This window comes from Micromonospora sp. NPDC047465 (genome assembly GCF_040643125.1).
Taxonomy (GTDB): domain Bacteria; phylum Actinomycetota; class Actinomycetes; order Mycobacteriales; family Micromonosporaceae; genus Micromonospora.
This window is the reverse complement of record NZ_JBEYTP010000027.1, coordinates 1-19,489: the sequence shown is the minus strand read 5'-3', so window position 1 is coordinate 19,489 and position 19,489 is coordinate 1. Positions and strand designations below refer to the sequence as shown.

14 protein-coding genes are annotated in these 19,489 nt (G+C 74.2%); 2 read left to right on the top strand and 12 right to left on the bottom strand.

Features of this window, described 5'->3' with window-relative positions; all coding sequences use genetic code 11:
- Positions 1-18: 18 nt before the first annotated feature.
- The 11 genes from ABZ793_RS23005 to ABZ793_RS22955 all read right to left on the bottom strand — a co-directional run bounded on the left by ABZ793_RS23005 (position 19) and on the right by ABZ793_RS22955 (position 15,742).
- On the bottom strand, positions 19-1,977 hold the full coding sequence (locus ABZ793_RS23005) for a PQQ-binding-like beta-propeller repeat protein (protein ID WP_357460565.1): 1,959 nt from the start codon (positions 1,975-1,977) through the stop codon (positions 19-21).
- 84 nt (positions 1,978-2,061) lie between these two features.
- Positions 2,062-5,106 (bottom strand): DUF6519 domain-containing protein, encoded by a 3,045-nt coding sequence (locus ABZ793_RS23000; RefSeq protein ID WP_357460562.1) that lies wholly within the window; start codon positions 5,104-5,106, stop codon positions 2,062-2,064.
- A 5-nt stretch (positions 5,107-5,111) separates the two neighbouring features.
- Positions 5,112-7,355 (bottom strand): phage tail protein, encoded by a 2,244-nt coding sequence (locus ABZ793_RS22995; RefSeq protein ID WP_357460559.1) that lies wholly within the window; start codon positions 7,353-7,355, stop codon positions 5,112-5,114.
- Positions 7,352-9,829 (bottom strand): hypothetical protein, encoded by a 2,478-nt coding sequence (locus ABZ793_RS22990; RefSeq protein ID WP_357460557.1) that lies wholly within the window; start codon positions 9,827-9,829, stop codon positions 7,352-7,354. Before ABZ793_RS22990 ends, ABZ793_RS22995 begins: the two co-directional genes overlap by 4 nt.
- On the bottom strand, positions 9,826-12,417 hold the full coding sequence (locus ABZ793_RS22985; RefSeq protein WP_357460555.1) for a hypothetical protein: 2,592 nt from the start codon (positions 12,415-12,417) through the stop codon (positions 9,826-9,828). The genes ABZ793_RS22990 and ABZ793_RS22985 overlap by 4 nt, the downstream gene beginning before the upstream one ends.
- On the bottom strand, positions 12,414-12,788 hold the full coding sequence (locus ABZ793_RS22980; RefSeq protein WP_357460552.1) for a GPW/gp25 family protein: 375 nt from the start codon (positions 12,786-12,788) through the stop codon (positions 12,414-12,416). The genes ABZ793_RS22985 and ABZ793_RS22980 overlap by 4 nt, the downstream gene beginning before the upstream one ends.
- Positions 12,789-13,109, bottom strand: a complete 321-nt coding sequence (locus ABZ793_RS22975; RefSeq protein ID WP_357460549.1) for a hypothetical protein — start codon at positions 13,107-13,109, stop codon at positions 12,789-12,791.
- Entirely contained in the window at positions 13,106-13,603 is a 498-nt protein-coding gene (locus ABZ793_RS22970) for a phage baseplate assembly protein V (RefSeq protein WP_357460547.1), read from the bottom strand. Before ABZ793_RS22970 ends, ABZ793_RS22975 begins: the two co-directional genes overlap by 4 nt.
- Before the next feature lie 40 nt (positions 13,604-13,643).
- On the bottom strand, positions 13,644-14,777 hold the full coding sequence (locus tag ABZ793_RS22965; RefSeq protein WP_357460544.1) for a hypothetical protein: 1,134 nt from the start codon (positions 14,775-14,777) through the stop codon (positions 13,644-13,646).
- 1 nt (position 14,778) lies between these two features.
- A complete protein-coding gene (locus ABZ793_RS22960; protein ID WP_357460541.1) occupies positions 14,779-15,045 on the bottom strand; it encodes a hypothetical protein in 267 nt (88 codons plus the stop codon).
- 43 nt (positions 15,046-15,088) lie between these two features.
- A complete protein-coding gene (locus ABZ793_RS22955) occupies positions 15,089-15,742 on the bottom strand; it encodes a hypothetical protein (RefSeq protein WP_357460538.1) in 654 nt (217 codons plus the stop codon).
- A 206-nt stretch (positions 15,743-15,948) separates the two neighbouring features.
- Here ABZ793_RS22955 and ABZ793_RS22950 point away from each other — a divergent pair, with 206 nt between their 5' ends.
- Positions 15,949-16,731, top strand: a complete 783-nt coding sequence (locus ABZ793_RS22950; RefSeq protein WP_357460534.1) for a BTAD domain-containing putative transcriptional regulator — start codon at positions 15,949-15,951, stop codon at positions 16,729-16,731.
- A gap of 31 nt (positions 16,732-16,762) precedes the next feature.
- Here ABZ793_RS22950 and ABZ793_RS22945 read toward each other — a convergent pair whose 3' ends face one another.
- Entirely contained in the window at positions 16,763-18,022 is a 1,260-nt protein-coding gene (locus ABZ793_RS22945) for a Gfo/Idh/MocA family oxidoreductase (RefSeq protein WP_357460531.1), read from the bottom strand.
- Positions 18,023-18,171: 149 nt separating this feature from the next.
- Here ABZ793_RS22945 and ABZ793_RS22940 point away from each other — a divergent pair, with 149 nt between their 5' ends.
- Positions 18,172-19,413 (top strand): sugar ABC transporter substrate-binding protein, encoded by a 1,242-nt coding sequence (locus tag ABZ793_RS22940; protein WP_357460528.1) that lies wholly within the window; start codon positions 18,172-18,174, stop codon positions 19,411-19,413.
- Positions 19,414-19,489: the final 76 nt, after the last annotated feature.

Below are 19,489 nucleotides of genomic sequence, written 5' to 3'. Positions count from 1 at the left end.
CCCGGGGGCGATCCCCGGTCAGCCGAACTGGACGGCGTCGAGATCGAAGACCCGGGTGGCCTCACCGCGGCCCGTCTGGTTGTTGGCGGTGTACCGGGCCGCGAGATGACGGCCGTCCGCACTCCACGACATCGACAGCGCGGGTGCCGTGCCGAGCCGGAGACGGGGGGCACCCGTCGCGGCATCGACGACCTGCACCTCCCTGTGGACCACTGCCAGCCATCTGCCGTCGGGGCTGAACACCCCAGGGCCGGACGACTCCACTCGGTACCGCTCGCTGCCGGTGGCGGCGTCGAACACCAATCCTCCGATGGCGATCAACCGCGAGTCGTGGCTCCACGCGGCGTGGGAGACGGGGTTGCCCTCGATCAGCGTGGTGACCCGGTCCCCGGTGGCGGCGTCGAACAGGTACGCGCCGTTGTCGGTGCCCACCAGCATCCGCTCGCCGTCCGGGCTCAGCGCGGACGCCCGGATGCTGAACACCTCGGCGGTGGACCGGATGTCACCTGTGCGGCCGTCGTGGATCGACAGGCCGTGCGCCAGCCACCGGTCATCGGCACTCCAGTCGAGACGGCGGTACCAGGGGGCGCGGCTGCCCCAGCGGACCTGCCCGTCCTTGGCGCTGCGGACGCTGATGGACGCGTATTCGTAGCCGCCCGGCGTCCGTATGTACGTCATCAACGCGACCCACTGGCTGCTCGGACTCCAGGCGTAGGTCACGACGCCGTCGCCGAGATCGGTGAATTGGCAGCGTCCGGACCCGTCATCGACCTTGACGACAACCGTGCCGTCGGTGAGCCACCGCCCGTTGGGGGAGAACGTCCCGCGGGGCAACCGGCACCGGTTGCCGGTGAACGTCTCGTAGACCGCCGCGTCGCTCCACGAACCGGTCGCCACCCACTGCCCGTCGGGGCTGAGGTTGAGCAGTTCCGTTTCGGTGCCGACATGATGCAGGCCGATGTGGCAGACCTCCCGCACGGTTTCCATGCCGTAGACGCACACCTGTCCACCGTCACCGGCGGCGACGACCCGTGATCCGACCCGGCTGAACACCACCTCCCGTACCGGCTTGTGCTGCTCGAGTTCGCAGCGTTCGGTGCCGGTCGCGGGGTCGAACATCACCGCCCGGTCGGCGCCCGTGGCCACCCACTTGCCGTCTCTGCTCCAGGCCACGGCGAAGGCGGGTCCGCCGTGGGTGTATCCGAACAGCCCGGCGCCGGTGGCCGTCTGGAACACCTGGGTGGTGCCGTCCTGGCCGGCGGTGGCCACCCACTGTCCGTCGGGGCTGAAGGCGACGGCGTTGACGGGGCCCGCGTGGGTGGCGCGGCTGACCTCGCGGCCGTCCGCCATGTCGAAGACCCTGGCTGTCGCGTCGTCACTGCCGGTCGCCAGCCACCTGCCGTCCTCGCTCCAGACGACCACGTTGACCGCGTCGTCGAGCGTCAGGCGGTGCCGCTCGGCTCCGGTCGACGCGTCGTGCACCCGCACCGTGCCGTCGTCGCCCGCGGTGGCGATCCACCGATCGTCGAGACTGAGGGCGACGTCGGCGACCGGGCCGTTGTGCGTGACCCGGAAGCGCTCGGCGCCTGTCGCCACCTCGAAGACCCGGGCGGTCTCGTCTTCACTGGCGGTGGCCATCCACCGGCCGTCGCGGCTGACGACGACGGCATTCACCGCCTTGTCGTGCCTGACCTGGCCGCGCCGGTCACCCGACGCCGCATCGAACACCTCGGCCGCACCGCGGCCGGCCACGGCGACGAATCTGCCGTCACCGCTCACCGCCACGTCGTTCACCGCGGCGATCGCCGTTCCCGCGCGGTCGAGACGCGTGATTGTCCGTCCCGTCCCGGCGTCGACGACGTCCGTGAACCCACCCTCGTGCGCCGCGACGAACCAACGCCCGTCCGGGCTGCACGCCACGGCACTCACCGGGAACCCCGTTTCGTGTACCGCCACCGTCTTGGCAAACCATCTCATCGAAGAAACTCCTGATCTCTGCTGCCGGGCAGTCGTCGTCTGCTCACACGTCTCGCCAGGCCACTGCGGACACGACTCGACGGGTCACTTCGTGACCATGAACCACTGGGAGTACTGCTGGCCGTTGTTGACGTGTCGAACCGGGCTGCCCCCGCTGGTGATCGCCCAGCCCTCGACGACCAGCCTTCCGGGGAGCTTGGGGGGACCGGAGGCCGAGCTCAGCTTGCTGGGCAGCTCATTTGTCAGCCATGTGCGCAGCTGGGTGTCGGGGGACCACTGGATCACCCTGGCGGTGGCGGTGGTGATGGTCGCCGCCGTGGTGATTTCGAGGGGCCGCCAGAAGCGCAGATTGGCTACGGTGATCCACGGATGCTGCTCGCCCGGGAGGGGGAACGGCAGGTCGAAGTAGATGTGGACGACGGGGTTCCCAGTGACGGTGGCGGTGTCGATGTCGGCGTCGAGTGCGATGTGGATGCCTTTGGCGAACTTGGCGGCCGGTACGTCCTGCCCGTTCTGAAGTTTCTCGGATGTCCCGATGAACGACACGCTGGTGATGGCGATACCGGGCAGGGTCTTCTGCGCGGTGACGGTGACCGGGGCGCGGGTGTCGCCGGGCATGGCCAGGCTCAGGGTGTCGGTGGCCTTGGCGGGGTCGGGTTGCCACCAGAATTCGGCTGCGCCCTTGTCGGTGGTGGTGGCGGTGTCGGTGGTGGCGGGGAGGGTGCCGGGTGGGGTGTCGCCGGTTTTGCGGGCGACGCGGGCGCCGCCGGTGGCGGTGGCGGTGACGTCCTGGTTGGCGACGGGTCCGCAGGGGCTGTCGACGATGACGCGGACGGGTTGGGGGAGGACCTTGTCGTCGGGGCGGAGGTGTTGGCCGTCGCCGCCGAGCAGGCGTAGTTCCTTCCGCTGGGACAGGCGGTTCAGTGCCTCCTTGACGGTGGTGACGCCGTCGAGGGGCGGGCACTGCGCCGGCGGCGTCCAAGTGATCGATCCCGCGTCGGTCGCAGCGGGCGGCGGGGCGGGCAGGCGTTGCGCGGTGACGGTGACCGGGGCGCGGGTGTCGCCGGGCATGGCCAGGCTCAGGGTGTCGGTGGCCTTGGCGGGGTCGGGTTGCCACCAGAATTCGGCTGCGCCCTTGTCGGTGGTGGTGGCGGTGTCGGTGGTGGCGGGGAGGGTGCCGGGTGGGGTGTCGCCGGTTTTGCGGGCGACGCGGGCGCCGCCGGTGGCGGTGGCGGTGACGTCCTGGTTGGCGACGGGTCCGCAGGGGCTGTCGACGATGACGCGGACGGGTTGGGGGAGGACCTTGTCGTCGGGGCGGAGGTGTTGGCCGTCGCCGCCGAGCAGGCGTAGTTCCTTCCGCTGGGACAGGCGGTCCAGCGCGTCCTTCACGGTGGCGACACCGTCGAGCGTGCCGCAGCTTCCACCTGGTGCCCACCCGACCTCGGACGCCACGCTGAGGCGTCCCGTCGCCACGACGGCGGGCGGGGCCGCGGTGGCGATGTCCGGGTCGAGGGTCGCCGTGAGGGTCTGCGTTGTCGCGCCCTGCCGGTCGAGCTTCCAGGTGACCGCGGCGATCCCGTCCTGGTCGGTGGGCACCGGCCCCGACACCGCCGTACCGTCGGGGGTGGCGAGGAGCCCGCCGGCCGCCTCGAAGCGCACCCGGGCGCCCTGCACCGGCTGCCCGCTGTTGCGCACCACCACCCGTACCGGTGCGGGAAGCCGCTCACCCGGTCGCGCCTCCTGGCCGTCCCCACCCGCCAGGTCGAGGGTGACCACGTCCCGCGCGACCAGGCTGGAGGTGGGCGGGAACAGCCGACGGCAGTCGGCGTCGAGGGTCCACCCGTCGGCGGCCCTGGTGAGGATGGCCAGCGCCGCGACGTGGCGGGTCGGGCCGGCCGGCGGGCACGCCTGCGGTGATCCGTCGGCTCCGGTCGGCCAGGTGATGGTGCCGGCGAGGGGGGTCGTCCCGTACACGTGGCGCGCGGTCCGCGCGGGGATCAGCCAGTGGTCACCCGTACGGTAGACGCCGCCGCCGGGGAAACGCACGACGATGCCGCCCTCCAGGTCCAGCGGTCCGGTGTCGACCGGTCGCGCCGGCCCCTCCCATCGGCGGACCAGGGGCGCCCGGCCGAGCGCGGCGAGCGACTCGGGTCCGGCGGCGGTGAACCGGACCTGGAGGCGCAACCCCTGCGACGTCGTCACGGTGGCCAGGAATCCCGGGTGGCCGGCGAGTTCCCGCTCGGCGCTGGTGACCTCGACGGTGTCCTCCCGGCGGATCGACAGCTCCTCGTCGCGGCCCTCCCGGTCGAGGACGAGTTCGGCCGACGTGCCGTCGCCGAGCCAGGTGAGCGCGGTGAGTCCGGCGGCGACGCTGCCGTTCTCCCTGGACCACAGGAACGTCGGCCGGGCCGGCGACCCGTCGTGGATCTGCACCCGGTAGAGCTGGTTGTCCAACCGGCGGTACGTGCCGTCGGGAACGTGCGGATCCGGGTCCTGGTCGGACTGGCTGTTCCGCAGCGCCGCCGACATCGTGCCCCGCGCCTCGGTGAACCGTCCCTGCCGGCGGACGTCGTCGCAGCCCTCGCCGATCCCGATGTCGGTCAGCCGCACCCGCCAGGCGGTCTGGGCGCGGGTGGTGGTGTCCGGGCCGCCCAGCGCCGGTTCGCGCAGCGACGGTTCCTCGTCGGCGGTGACGTGGTGGGTCCACGTGTCGAGCAGGGCGGCGTACCGCCCGTTGCGCAGTGGTTCCGGCTGGGCGCCGACCGGACCCCGGGCGTACGGCTGGTCGTCGAGCGGCCAGCCGTCGGCGGCGGCACGGGCCGTCGACGGCGGGACCGGCGACTCGGCCAGCACGCCGTCGACGTAGTACCGGCCGGGGGTGATCCGCAGGTCCGCCCACGGGGTCGCCTTGGGATCGGCGCCGGCCCGGTCGACCACGGCGAACCCGGCCCCGTCGAGGGGGCCGGCGCTGGGACCGACGACGTCGCGGGTGCGGATCTCGTCGTGGTAGGCGGTGATCTCGGCCTGCTCGTTCCAGTCGGCGTCGAGCAGGACGCGCCCCTGCTGCAACAGCACGGAGCGGTAGGCGCGCCGTGGCACGAAGGTCCAGCGGGTGAAATCTCCCTGCATGTGGTTCAGCTCCCGAAGACTCCGAGGTCCAGTCCGGCCGGTGCGTGCGGCGCGAGGTGCCGCCGGGCCGCCGCGCGCCGCAGCGGCCGGCCCAGGTGGTGGTGCACACCCATCTCGGATCCGTCCTCACCACCTTCGGCGAGGGTGGCCGGGCAGTCGCGGGCCAGCGCCAGGTACATGGGCGAACCCGGGTCCAGCGCGGCGTACACCGGCGGGCCGGCCGTGCCGGTGTCGTCCGGCGGGTGGCAACGGAACCGTTGCGGACCCCGGGAGCCCGGGCCGGCGTAGCAGTAGCGCAGGCAGCCGACCTGCCGGTGCTCGGCCGTGAGGCGCCCGTCGAACAGGCAGTTGCCGGCGTCGACCGACCGCACCGACACCGTGCCGCGGATGGTGCTCCCCTCGACCGACAGATGCGCACCCTCCGCGGCGAGTGCCACACCGTCCCCGGTGCCGGCCGCGTCCGTGACGCACTCGCTGACCGCCAGCAGCGGCACGACGGGCGCCAGCCGGACCGACCCGACGACGCTGCGGACCAGGCTCACCCGCAGGTCGCGGTGGCCACCGGCCGGGTCGTCGGCCACCGTGAGGCGCCCGGTGAGGGTGCACTGGGAGACGGTCAGCGCGGTGAGCGCGCCGGGTGCGACGGTGATGTCACCCTCGACCAGGAAGCCGTCCAGCACCAGGCTGCTGCCGGCACCGCCGGTCACCCGCAGACCGCCGCGCAGGTGCGGGCGCAGGCCGTCGGGCACGTAGACGCCCGGCGTCGGGTGCGGCACGCCCTCCGACCGTCCGCTGTCCGGCCACGCCGCCGCGACCAGGATCAGCCGGGTGGCAGCCGGGATCCGGACGTCCAGGTCGCCGAGGTAGGAGGCGTTGTCCCCGACCGACACCACGTACGTCGCGCCCACCGCCTGACCGGCGTCGGTGCTCCACGCCTGCTCCGCGCGGGCCAGCGCGTCGGTGACGGAGGGGACGGCCAGCACGGAGGCGGCGGCGTCCGAGCGTACGGCGACCTGGCCGGCGACCTCCCGGCGACCCCGGTACGGATCGGCGGCGAGCACCCGCGCGTGCACGTCGGAGCGTTCGTAGGTGCCCGCCCCGATGTCGGCCAGGCTTCCGTAGTGGTAGCGGACGAAGACCTCGTCCGGCGCCGTCGCCTGCCCGTCCCGGTAGACCCGCAGCCGGCCCTCGACGGCGTCCACACTCACCTGCGTCCCGGCCACCGGGGCCAGTTCCTCCAGCCCGGCGACCCGTAGCCGCTCGGGCGGCAGCGGGTCACCCGTGCGCCCGACCCGCACCCCGATCGGCAGGGTCTCCCGGGCGCCGGTCCCGCCGCGGGCCGCGGCCAGCATGGCCAGCAGCCGGCGGGGCCGCAGCGGCACCGGCAGGTGTTCCTCCCGCGTGAGGTGGTCCGTCCCGTCGCCGGCCGGCGGCGCGGCGAACAACGGGGTCCGGCGGCCGAGCGGGTCGATCCGGTATTCGTCCCCGACGAGCCGGGCCTGCGACCAGAGCGACGGGTGGGTGCTCCGGTCGGGGTCGCCGGAGCCGCCGCCCGCCGGCTCGGCGGGACCGACGCGGTAGGTGCGCAGCGGGAAGAGGAACACCCCGACGCGGGCGAGGCCGTGCCGGCCCCGACCGTCGGCGGTGTTGCGCACCTGCGGGGTACGGGGCAGCGGGTCGAGCGCCCCGCCGGTCGGATCGATCAGTTCCGGGGCGGGTGGTGTCCGGTCGCGCCGCAGATCGTGCCGGGCGCCGACGAGGTCCAACCGGGCCGCGTCGCGCAGCGAGGCGACCGCGGGACGTTCCGGCCGGGCGTCGACGAGGTGGGCGGTCGTGGTGAGCAGCCGGAAGTACTCGACGGCGACGGCCGGCCAGCCGGTGGCGTCCCGGGCGACCTGCTCCAGCACCGTGAGGGTGCCCTTGCGTCGGTGCCGGGCGACGGCGTTGGCGACCAGGGCCCTGCGGTTGCCGTCGACGCCGGGACCGGCCGGCAGCGGCTCCGCGAGGCCCACCAGGTCGGCGAGGTGGGGCAACGTCCGGTCGGTGCAGGTCTCCGCGAACCAGTCGTCGTAGAGGTCCGCCAGGTCCCCTTCCAGCACGTCCAGGTCGACGGCGACCGCGGACAGCAGCGCCCGCAGGACGCCTCCCCCCTGCTCGTCCAGGCCGCGCAGGTGGTCGGGGAGCAGGGCCAGCAACCGCTCGGTCGTCCGGCTGGCCTCGCCCGCCAGGGCTCCGATGGGTACGTTCAACGCGACATCGCCTCGATCCGTACCTCCTCCGGGGCCAGGTGCGGCAGCTGCGCCGGCCGGATCCTTCGGCCGTCCCAGTGGGCCGGCAGCGGCACCAGCACGTCGTCAGCGGTGCCGGTCGGGTCCGCCGGGCCGACCGGCACCAGCCGCGGCATCGTGCACGCGACGACGCCGGCGACGGCGCGGACGACGACCAGCACCGCTGACGCCGTGACCGGGGCGTCGAAGTCGGTCTGCGCGGCGCCGAACCGCCGTCGCAGCGCCGCGGCCACCTCGTCGCGGACCACGGGCCACCGGTGGCCGGGGTCGGGCTGCACCTCGACGCGCACCCCGAACCGCACCACGTCCGCGCGGAGCAGGACCAGCGGCGGTTCCGGCGGGCGGAGCCCGGCCAGCGCGGCGGCGAGGTCGGCCAGCAGGCCGTCGCCGACGGGGGACGCCCCGACGCCGACCAGCGAGAGGACGATCCGGTCCCGGTGGCCGTCGGTCACCAGGTCGGCACGGGCACCGCCGACTCCGGCGAAGCCGCGCGCCAGGTCGGCGTGGTCGGCCACGGACACGGCCCGGTCGAGCACCCGGGTCCGCACCGGGAGACTGCGCCGGGTCTCGGCGAGCGACTCCGGTGGCCCCCAGTCATGGGACGGGGCCGGGTTGGTCACCTCGCGGATGCCGGGCGGGCGCCGCAGCAGCAGGCTGACCTGCCCGGCGTCCACCGCGCCGTCGGCTCCCATCCCCACCCGGTACGTCGCGACGAGGTTCTCGACCCCGGTCGGCGGTCGCGCCCCCTTGACCCCGTCGCCGAAGACGACGACGGCCGTGCCGTCGGCGTTCTCCCGCACCAGGTAGACCCGGTCCTGCGGCCCGGCCGCCGCCAGCGACGGCACCTGCGTCCACGTCACACCGTTCACCTCGAGGGTGAACGTGCTGACGGTGCCGTGCGCCGTGGGGGCCCGTACGTGGGTGAGCGGGCCCCGCCGGGTGGCCACCTGGGCGAACGGGCTCTGCCCGTCCCCGCTGCCGAGCACCTGGGTGACGGTCTCGCCGTGGTCGGCGGTGACCACGTTGCCCCGGACGCGCACGCTGTCCGGGGCGTACGTGCCGACGAGTTCGCGGTCGAGCACGACGCGCATGTGCCGGCCGTCGGGCCGGACCTCGCAGCCGAGGATCGTGGCGGCTTCGACCCGTTCGGTGCCGGTGGCCGTGTCGAAGCCCCGTAGCTGGACGAGGCGGCCGGCGCGCAGCGGTGGGTCGGTGGGCACGAGGTCCACCACCCGGCCGGCGACCGGAGCCGTCCGGGGCCGCCACCGGGCGGGCAGCTCCACCGGAAGGTAGTGCACCAGGGTCCTGCGCCGGTCGAACGACGGCGGCGGTCGGTGACCGGTGGCGATCCGCACCCGGGTGATCCGGCCGCTGATGCCGTACCGGGTGGCGGCGGAGGGGACCACGGAGACCGCGCGGTACACCGCGCGGAGCCCGGGCTGCTCCAGCAGCAGCAGGGAGCCGGGCAGCAGCCGGGGGTGGTCGCCGTCGAGTTCGAGCACGTCAGGTTCGTCAGCGAACACCGCGAAGCCGTCCCGCCGGCCGTTGCCGGCGTCCGCCGGCGCACCGCCGAGCAGACCCGCGTCCGGCGCGTTCCAGCCGAAGAGCGGGCTGTTCTCGGTGAGGACGTGCACCGTGGCGTCCCCGGCGGGGGCCGGGTCGGCGTCGTCGTCGGGCGGCTCCTCGCGCGGGAGCAGCCCCAGCCGGGTCCAGCCCGGGTGACCGTCGGGGTCGGTGGCGACGGCGGTCACCACCCGGACCTCGTGCTGTGGCGGGCCGGCGTCCGCCGCCGGCCGCCCGCCGGCCGTGACCGGTGGCTCGGCGAGGACCAGCACCGGGTCGCCCGGGCGTACGCCCGCGGCGGTGCCGGGGACCCACAGCTCGGTCGCCCCGAAGGACGGCTGCTGCGGTTCGGTCGCCACGGCGGGTATCTCGTTCCAACCGGCCCGGGCGTCGATCGTGGCGTCGGTCTCGAAGACCTGCGGCTGCTCGCCCTGGCGGGGCACGGTCTGCACCGGGGTGCCCGACGGCACCGTGACGACGGGCGGCGCGCCCGGCGCGTCCTCCACCTCGAAGGCCAGCTCGACCTGCGCGGAGACGCCGGGCGCCAGTTCGTGCCCGAAGGCCCGGGCCAGTTCCCGCACCGACCGGGGTTCGGTCGCGGCCCGCAGGAAGCCCTCCCGTGCGATGCGGGCGGTGTAGAAGGCGACAGTGTCCGAGACCACCGCCCAGCTGTCCAGCAACGCGATCAGCGGGTCCTCGGCGGGGCGGCGGGCCAGCGCGCGTACCGGTGCGGGCTGCGACTCGTCCGCCAGCTTGGCGCGCATTCGCGCCAGGGCCGCGGCGTGGCTGGACGAGGGCTGGCGGAGTTCGACCGGGTCGGGCCCTCCGGAGCCCGGCGGGCAGGCGGCCCCGGCCCCGCGCGTTCCGGTCATGAGCCGCCCCGCAGCACCACGTCGAGGCAGCCCCCGTCCGGCGCGTCCGGGGTGCTGCCGCAGCGCAGCACCTCCCCGCCGTCGGCGTCGAGGCGGCCCCGGGCGATCGCCGCGAGCATCTCGGCGTCACCGGCACCGCGCCGGCCGAACCGCTCGACCCGCACCGAGGTGACCGCGGGGACGGACATGGCCGCGGCGACCAGGTCGCTCAGGAACAGGGTCCGCGTCACCGACAGGTTCTCCGGGTGCAGCGGCCCGCGACCGCCGTCGGGAAGCAGCCGGGCGGTCAGCGTCTCCCGCACCTGCCGTTCGGTCGCCGACCAGGGCTGTCCGGGCGCCAGGCAGCACACCAGACGGATGTCCAGCGGCACCGTCACCACCGGGGCGAGCGCGACGTCCACGCCGGCCATCCGTCTCGTCTCCAGCCTGCGGGCCACCCGGGCGAGGACCGCGCGGTCCGCCGCCGCGGCCGGGACGGGCTGCACGGTGACCTGTTCGACGTACCACGAGCCCACCCATCGCCGACGGGCCACCGCCCGCCGCACCGCGCGGTCCTCGACCGCGCAGGCCGCGTGGTCCGCGGACGTCACGGCGCGGAGCTGCCGGCCGATGGCGTACGGCGCCAGCTCCCGGACCTCCGCCAGGGGTTGCGGGTCGGTGCCGCCGGCGGCCGGCAGGGGATTGGTGACGGCCATCGGCGGCCCCGACCCGGCACCGGGTGCCTGGCGGAGTCTGCGCAGGACGTCGACTCCGACGTTGCCGCGAGTGCCACCACCGAGGCGGTACCGGGCGGCGAAGGCGGTGCCGGGATGGGGGCGCAGCCCGCCGGGACGGCCGCCGAAGCGCAGCCCGGTCCACCCCTCCGGTTCCGGTTCCACCACGAACACCGGGGCGGCCGGGCCGCTGTTGAGCAGGTCGGTGCGCGGCGACCACGCCCGTACGCCGTCGTGCAGGGTCACCTGGGCCACGGCGCGGGTCGGATCGGGGCGCAGCGCGGCCGTGGCGCTCTCCCAGCCGGCGGTCCCGCCGCTGCCGTCGACGGGGACGGGGCCGGTCGGGTCGGCCCAGGCGAGGCCGGTATGCGGTAGCTGCGGCCGGTAGTCGCCGTGTGGCGGCACCCGTGGCGGATCGAGGTCGGCGTGCGTGGTCAGTCCGTGGTCGGCGAGTACGACGTTGGCCAGGGCCACCGCCGTCACCTCCGTCCCGGCCGGGCCGGGCCGGGACACCCGCAGCGGCCCGGGCAGCGCGTCGTCGGTGTGCCAGCGCAGTTCCAGGACGCTCGGGCAGGCCGAGAGGCGATCGGTGTGCGGTACCGGGTCCGCGTTCAGGCGCACCGCGTACCGTCGGGTGGGGTCGGCCGCGGTCAGGCCGGCCAGCGGGTCGGCGGTCAGGTCGGCGGCCGGGTCGGACTCGGCGAGGACGACCACGTCGCCGGCGCGCAGCCCCGGTTCGACGCCGGGTGGCACGCGGACGAAGGCCGAGGTGGCTCCGGCCGGCAGGTGGTGTCCGGGGTCCCCCCAGGCGTGCAGGTCCAGACGGTTGCGGGCCGGCGTGAGGCGGATCGGCGCGCAGGTCTCGAAGACGACCGGTTCGCCGTCGGGCAACTGCTCGGCGGCCGGGTCGACCGCGCTGCCGGCAGCCGCGCTGGCGTCCGTGACGGCGGTGCCGGCCGGCAGCAGGACGGTCGTGCCGGTGGCGAAGGCGAGCCAGGTGCGGGCGGCGCATCCCTCGTGCACGCGGTAGTCGATGAGTCGCGCGTGCCGGCGCACCGAGGTGCGTCGCCGTGCGGTGCCGAGGTACGCCTCGCCGGCGATGGCGTCCTGCCGGTAGGCCAGCCGGTCTCCGAGGTAGGCGAACAACTCCAGCAGGGTGACCCCGATGTCGGCCGGGGAACGGTCGGCCCAGGCGGGCAGCAGCACCGCCATCCGGTCCAGCAGCCTGGTCCGCAACGCCTGGTAGTCCCGGGCGAGGTAGTCCGGCAGGGGAGATCCGGCGGGTGGCGGCGGGTCGGCGGCGGCGGGTGGGCGGCAGTCGACCGTGGCCGGGCCGTCGACGGCGAACCGGAAGGACACCCGCGTGAGCGGTTCGTCGAACTCCGCGGTGGCCGGGCCGAGCAGCCGCAGCACGTACGCCGAGTCGTCACCGCCGGTCGACGTGCGTACGACGAGGACCCTGGGTCGGGACGCCTCCGGTATCGCGGCGGCCACCAGCGCCCGGTCGCCCCGCGTGACGCCGGGGGGCGGGCCGTCCTGTTCCGAGGCGCCGACGACGGCGGTGGCGGGGTAGGCCCACTCGACCCGCACGGGGTCGGCACGCACCCCGCCCGTGATCATCACGTGGGGGTCGCCCGGCCCGGTGCCCAGCCCTTCGGCGACCGGCCCCCGGAGCAGGTGCACCGCGAGGGTCCGGCGCCGGGGGGCGTCGGGAACGTGGTCGCGCGCGTCCGCCCGGTTCGCCAGCACCTCGACGAAGTCGATGCCGTCGAGGGCGGGCGCCTCCCGGCTCTCCACCAGGGCCCGCCGGGCGTCGCGGCCGGCGCGGGCGCCGGGCGGGTCCGTCGCCGCCGACGGCTCGTGCGTGGTGGTCATCCCGCCTCCGAGCGGGTGACGCGGACGATCCGGGGCTCGCCGACGGCGGTCCCGTGGCGCAGCGGGGTGTAGACGATCAGCACCGTCAGGACGGCGTCGACGGTCTCGACCGTGACCTGTTCGACCCGGATGAGGTCGCCGAGCCACCGTTGCAGCGCGGCCTGCACCAGAGCGTGCGTGGTACGCGCCAGTTCGTCGCCGCCGGGGGCGAAGACCAGCCGGTCGACGCCGGCGCCGAAGTCCGGCCGGTTCACCCGTTCCCCGTACCGGGTGAACAGCACCGTCTCGACCAGGCCCCGCAGGTACTCGTCGTCGTCGACGGCGCTGAGCCGGCCGTGCCGGTCGAGGCGCAGGGGGAAACCCAGGTGCACTCAGACCACCCGGACCCGGTTCTGCGCGGCCAGGACCAGCAGCGGCGCGCCGGTGGGGACGCAGGTCGCGGTGCCTCCCTGCACGACCAGTGGCCGGCCGAGGCTGAGTACCCGGGCGCTGCCCGTCGTCCAGACGGCGGTGACGCACGGGCCGCCGGCGCTGGCGGGCAGGGGACAACCAGCGACCGTCCAGGTTCCGGTCAGGGCGTAGGTGACCCGGCCGGAGACGGTGATCCTGGGGTTCGGGGCCGTCGGGCGTGCCTCGCCGCCGTGCGCGCAGCGGACGGTGGCTCCCTGCTGGACGAGGAATCGGAAGGTCATTTCACCTCCAGGGCGCCGTTGTTCACCGAGACCGAGGCCGGGGTCAACTTCACGCTGGCGGTGCCGATCGACAGCTCGATGCCCGCCGCCGTGCAGGAGATCCTCATGGTCGTGGTGGTCACCGGCCGGCCGACCTCGATCGTCAGGCCGCCGAGCCTCGGCACGTCGCTCAGCGTGATCGAGGCCCCCTCGGTCTTCCAGGTCTTGACGAGGGGACTGGCGGGGGCGACCGGCGCTTCCCCCGCCGCCCAGAAGCACCCGGCGAGGATCGGCAGGTCCGGGTCGCCGGCCTCGAACTCGACCCAGACGTGCGCCCCGACCGGCGGCACCGCGAACAGGCCGACGCCTCGGCCGGCGTACGGGACGCAAGGCTCCGCCCAGCTGTGGCGGGTCTCGCCCAGCACCGCCGGCACGCTGACCTGGACACGCCCGCGGCCCAGCGGGTCCTGGTTCGCGGTGACCCGTCCGCGGTACTTGCCGTAGAAAGGGGTCATCGCCGCCCCGCCCACTCGACCCGGCCCGGTGCCCCGGCGGTCACGGGCGCACCCCCGGCGCCAGCGACCCGTAGCCGTCGCGGGCCAGCGTGAACCGTTGTGTGTAGAAGCCCGGCCCCAGCTCGTGGTCGACCCGGCGGACGTACCACAGGCCGTCGTGGGACCAGCCCGCGCCGCGCACCCCCACCACGGCTCGCGGGCGCAGCACGTCGCCGTAGCGCGCCCCGTCCAGCTCGCCCTCGGCGGTGACCGCGTCGACGCCGCGGTCCACCTCCGCCTGGGCGCGGCTCAGGCCGGCGACCGGGCTGACGCCGCTGAGCCGGATCCGTCGCCGCCGGATCGAGCCCTGGTGCGCGGCCCACAACGGGCGGGCGGCCAGGGGCGGGCGGGTGCTGACGGCGGCGGCCAGTGGCAGTCGCGTTCCGCTGCGGGGTTCCTGGAGGTCGCCGTCCACCGCCACCACCGACAGCGCGTCGGTCCGGAACCGCAGGGACCGTACGTTCGCCTCGGAGCCGGACCCGGCGGTCAGGGCGCGCTGCGGTGCTCCGGGACGTACCGGCCCCCAGTAGAAGGTGCTCGTGCCCGGCACCGGTCCGGGGCGGACGTGCGCGACGTAGCCGTGCTGGCGGGCCAGCGCCGTCAGGTGCGCGAGATCGGTGCCGTGCTGGGTCGGCACCCGCTCGACGGGCAGCGGCGGGTCGGCGGTGCGTGGTGGTACCACGTCGGCGGCGATGCCGTCGACGGCGTAGCGGGCGAGGATCGCGTGCACCTGCTGGTAGTGGTCGAGCCCCGGGTGGTCGGTGTCGACCTCTTCCCGGTCGAGCAGGTAGGAGACGTCCTCGCCGATGACGGTGAGGGTGGTGGCGGCCGTCTCCGCGCCGGGGGTGAAGTCGACGGAGGTCACGATCCCGTCGACCAGCACCCGCGACACGGCCCCGAACGTCACGACCACGCTCACCCGGGCGAACGGCGTGATCGGCGCCCGTTGCAGCACGGGCGTGTCCAGGGCGGCGCCCGGGCCGGACCGTCCGGCGTCGAAGGTGAGCGTGAAGCCGGAGCGGTCGTTCTCGCGTTCGCTGACCACGACCGAACGCAGTCGGGAGGTGAGTTCTGGCGGCAGCGGTACGGGTAGGACAGGCCCGGCGAAGACCCGCAGCAGAGTTGATGCCGGCATGTCACATCCCCGGCATGGGGATGACCAGGAGGCGGCCTTCGGCGCCCGGGGCGACCAGCTCGTCGGGATCGAGCGCGGCGTTGGCGTCGGCGATCTGCCAGAAGGCCAGCGGATCACCGAGGTGACGGTGGCTGAGCAGGTCGAGCCGGTCGCCGGAGACCACCTGGTGCACTGCGACGGCGCGGGCGGGCGGCAGGCCCGGCAGGAGCCGGGTGCGCAGGCACGCCACCGCGCGCCGACCGAGAGCATCGTCCAGCACCGTGGTCACGGTCGTCTCCACGTCGTCGTACCGACCCGTTCCGCCCAGCACGTCAGGCCCCCGGCAGACCACTCGACGCCGCCGCGGCGCCCGTGCGGCCCACGCCCGCCATGAGCTCCTTCGCCACCTGGTGCACGAGGAACAGCGCGTAGCCGGGGTCCGTCACCGGCAGGTCGTGGTACGAGAGCACCCGGGCGGACAGGTCGACGGAGGCTCTCGTGGGGAACAGCTCGGGGTCGAACGCCTGCTCGACGATGCTGATGCCCTCGATCCGCACCGGGAGGGCCCGGCCCGGGCCCCAGACCAGCAGCGTCAGCGGGCCCTGCGCCGGCAGAATCTCGATCGCGCCGGTGAGCAGCAGCGCCGCGTTCTCGATCATCCGGCTGCTGGGGGGATAGAGCAGCAGTTCCAGTGCGGCGAGGTGCGGCATGACGCCCATCGCCGCGGCGACCTCGTCGCCGTTGGCGAGCTGGTCCGCCGCGTCGACCTCCAGGGTCAGCGAGATGGTCTCCACCGGGGCCCCGGAGAGGCGGTGCGGGTCGGCCGGGCCGGCGGAGGGCGAGTCGGGGCCGCCGCGCGGGCGGACCGTCCGCGTGACCTGGTCAGGGTTGTACTGGAAGACGATGGGCCGGGTTGCCGGGGCGCCCAGGTCGACCGCGACGACGGCACCGTGCAGGGTGCGCGGACTTCCCGGAAAGCTGGTCATGGGTGCCAGCATGAGCCCCGGTCATCAACCGCTCGTCACGACCGCGTCACACGGGCGGGTGGAGGCTGGGTGCCGCCCGTGGCGGTGGTGCCGCCGTGCGGCCCGGTCGAGGTTCCGGGTAACCGCCGACCGAATGGGCACTTTTCGGATATAAAGTGCGTTGTCTCCGGTTTGGCCGGAAATTACCCGAGTTGAGGAGTTGGCGCATGTCGCGCAGCCTGGTCGATCGCGCCGTCGGCGGGCCGGGCGCACGGCGGAGCGCCGGGGCTGTTCCGCCGTCACCGGTCTCGGTCACCCTGTTCGGCTGCTTCCGCCTGGTCGTCGGGGGCGAGGATGTCGCGCTGCCCCTCGGGGTGCAACGGCTGGTGGCGTTGCTCGCCCTGCGCGGGCGGGCGGGCCGCAGCCGGCTGGCAGGCCAGCTCTGGCCCGACACCGAGGAGGACCGGGCGCTGGCGAGCCTGCGGACCGCCATGTGGCGCGCCAACCGGGCCGTTCCAGGACTCGTGGCGGGCGTCGGGCCGTCCCTGGACCTCGGCCCCGCCGTGACCGTGGACGCCCGTGACCTGGTGCGCGTGGCCCGACGGCTGACCCAGGGGGACCGGCCGGGGCCCGAGGCGATGACCTGCCTGCCGGACAACGACGCGGAACTCCTCCCCGACTGGGACGACGAGTGGCTCGTCGACGAGCGTGAGCGGATGCGGCAGCTGTGCCTGCACGTCCAGGAGGCATTCGCTGACCACCTGGCGGCCGATGGGCACTTCGGTCTGGCGCTGGAGGTGGCGTTCGCCGTGCTCCGCCATGACGCCCTGCGGGAGAGCGCCCACCGGTCGGTGATCCGGATTCATCTGGCCGAGGGCAACGTCAGCGAGGCGCGGCGGGCGTACGCCACCTGCCAACGGGTGCTGCAGCAGGAACTGGGCATCCCGCCGAGCCCGGCGACAGCGCGCATGATGGCGCTGCCGCCGGAGCGTGGCGTGCACAGGGCGTAGGGGAGGCGTGGGGGCGTGTGGCGCCCCCGGGTCAGCCGGCGGGCGCGAGTGCCACCGGGGCGCCGCCGGCGAGCCGGCTGCGTTCGGCGGCGAACGCCATCCGGTGGCTGTCCAGGGACTCCTGCGGCCCCGAGCGCATCCGGGACCGGTCGCCGGTGGCCACCGCCTCGACGAAGGCCGCCATCAGCGCCATGTCGCCGCCGCCGTGGCCGGAGCCGGCGTCCGCCCCGCCGCCCCGGGTGTCGATGGTGACGGTCTCGCCGGTGACGAAGTCGGTGACGGCGACCTGTTCGCCGTCGCCCTCCAGGTAGCCGTGGGTGCCCATGATCCGGGTGCGCCGGTGCCCGCCGGGGGTGAAGGCGCTCATGGTGAGGGTGGCGGTTGCGCCGCCGGCGAACGAGACGGTCACGCTCTGGTGGTCGGCGACGTCGTTCCCGCCGCCGTAGACGCACCGGCCGTACGGTCCGTCGCGGAGCGCGGCGTCCACTCCCTCCTCGGTCAGGTCGCGGGTCACCACCGCCAGCGGCCACTGGTGCCGGTCGGGGTCCGCGAGACAGGCGTGGTAGAAGCGGGCGGCCGAGTACGGGCAGGTCGACTCGACCCGGCAGTCGAGGCAGCGGTCGGCGGCGCCGCGCGGCCGGTTGTCGGGGTGGAAGTGGTGCAGCGCGCCGACGCTGCTGACCCGCGTCGGGGTGTCGTCGACGACGTAGCGCAGCCAGTCCAGGTCGTGGCAGCACTTGGCGAGCAGGCTGCTGGAGGAGTCCTCGGCGCGGCGCCAGTTGCCGCGGACGTAGGAGTGCGCGAAGTGCCACCAGCCGACCGGCTCCAGGTGCTCCACGCCGACGATCCGGCCCAGCGCCCCGCTGTCGACGTACCGCTTCACCGCGTCGGTGTAGCGGGTGTAGCGCAGTACGTGGCAGACGGCGAGCAGCACGCCGGTTCGCTCGGCCGCCGCGGCGACGGCGTGGCACTCGGCCTCGCTGGGTGCGATCGGCTTCTCCAGCAGGATGTGGTAGCCGAGGTCGGCGAGGCGGACGGCCGGTTCGGCGTGCTCCCGGTCCGGGGTGGCGAGGACGACGGCGTCGGCCAGTCGGGGTTGCGCGGCGAGGTCCTGCCATGATTCGAACGACGCGGACGCCGCGACGCCGTGGGCGTCGGCGAGCGCGGTGCGGTGGGCGGGCCGCGGGTCGGCGACCGCGACGACGCGGGCCCGCTCGGGGTGGCGCAGTGCGTATCCGGCGTATGTGCTGCCGCGGTTGCCGGCGCCGACGACGGCGAGGGTGACGGTCATCGGAGTCCTTCGCTATTACGGTTCTGGATCGATTTGTCCAGGCATTCACACGAACAGTAACGATGTGACCTCGGTGCATACGGGCTCTAGTATCGGCCCGGACCGTAAGTTAATGTACTGCGAACCTGACTCCCCCGGAAGGATGCGAGATGCGTGTTCGGAAGAGCCTGTCGGCCGTGGCGGTGGCGACCGTCGCCGCGCTCGCGGCTACGGGCTGTGGCGGTTCCGGCTCCGGAGACTCCGGCAAGGCGACCGTAACAATGTGGACATATCCGGCCATCTTCGACGAGGCGAAGCACCGCGCGCACTGGGACGAGACCATCAAGGCGTTCCAGGCGACCAACCCCGACATCAACGTCAAGGTCGAGATCTTCCCCTGGGCCAACCGCGACCAGGCGCTCGCCACCGCGATCGCGGGCAACAAGGGGCCGGACGTCGTCTACCTGATCCCCGACCAGCTGCCCAAGTACGCCCGCAACATCGAGCCCGTCGACAAGTACCTCGACGAGGCGACCAAGAGCGACCTGCACGCGAACGTGGTGCAGTCGGTGACCATCGACGGCAAGATGATGGGCGCCCCGATCCTCACCAGCGCCTCCACCCCGATCTGCAACAAGAAGGTCTTCGCGGCCGTCGGCGAGACGAACTACCCGACGAGCTGGAACGACCTGCTCACCCTGGCCCCGAAGTTCAAGGCCAAGGGCTACGACATCGTCTCGTACGCCGGTGACGCCAAGCAGACCCTGAACCAGACCTTCTACCCGCTGCTCTGGCAGGCCGGCGGCGACGTGTTCAGCCCGGACGGCAAGTCGGTCGCCTTCAACAGCGACGCCGGGAAGAAGGCGCTGAACTTCCTCAAGCAACTCGTCGACGGCGGCTACGTCGACAAGTCCATGATCACCGCCGTCCCGCCGATCGAGCAGACCCGCGTCGCACAGAACAAGGTCGCCTGCACCTGGTACACGCCGGTCGCCGAGATCGAGAAGTTCTGGGGCAAGGAGAACATCCAGGTCATCCCCCACCTCACCGAGACCAAGCAGATCGGCTACGGCACCGTCGGCTCGCTGTCGATGCTGAAGACCTCCAAGGACAAGGAGGCGGCCGGCAAGTGGCTGGCCTTCGCCACCAACGCCGAGAACACCAAGAAGTACGACATCGGTGCCAGCCTCTTCTCCCCCAGGAAGTCCAGCGGTCCGCTGTATGCCAGCGACCCCGTCCTCGGGGAGCAGGAGAAGCACGTGGCCACCAGCACGGTCGGCCCGCTGCACGAGAAGGCCCGCGACGTCCAGGGCGTCCTCTCCCCGGAGATCCAGGCCGCCCTGCTCGGCAAGAAGTCCGTGGACCAGGCGCTCGAAGACGCGGCGAAGGCCGCCACTCCGCTGCTCGGATAGTGCCGGCGCGGGGGGGGGGGGGGGGGGGGCCCCCCCCCCCCCCCCCCCCCCGCGGGGGGGGGGGGGGGGGTGGAAT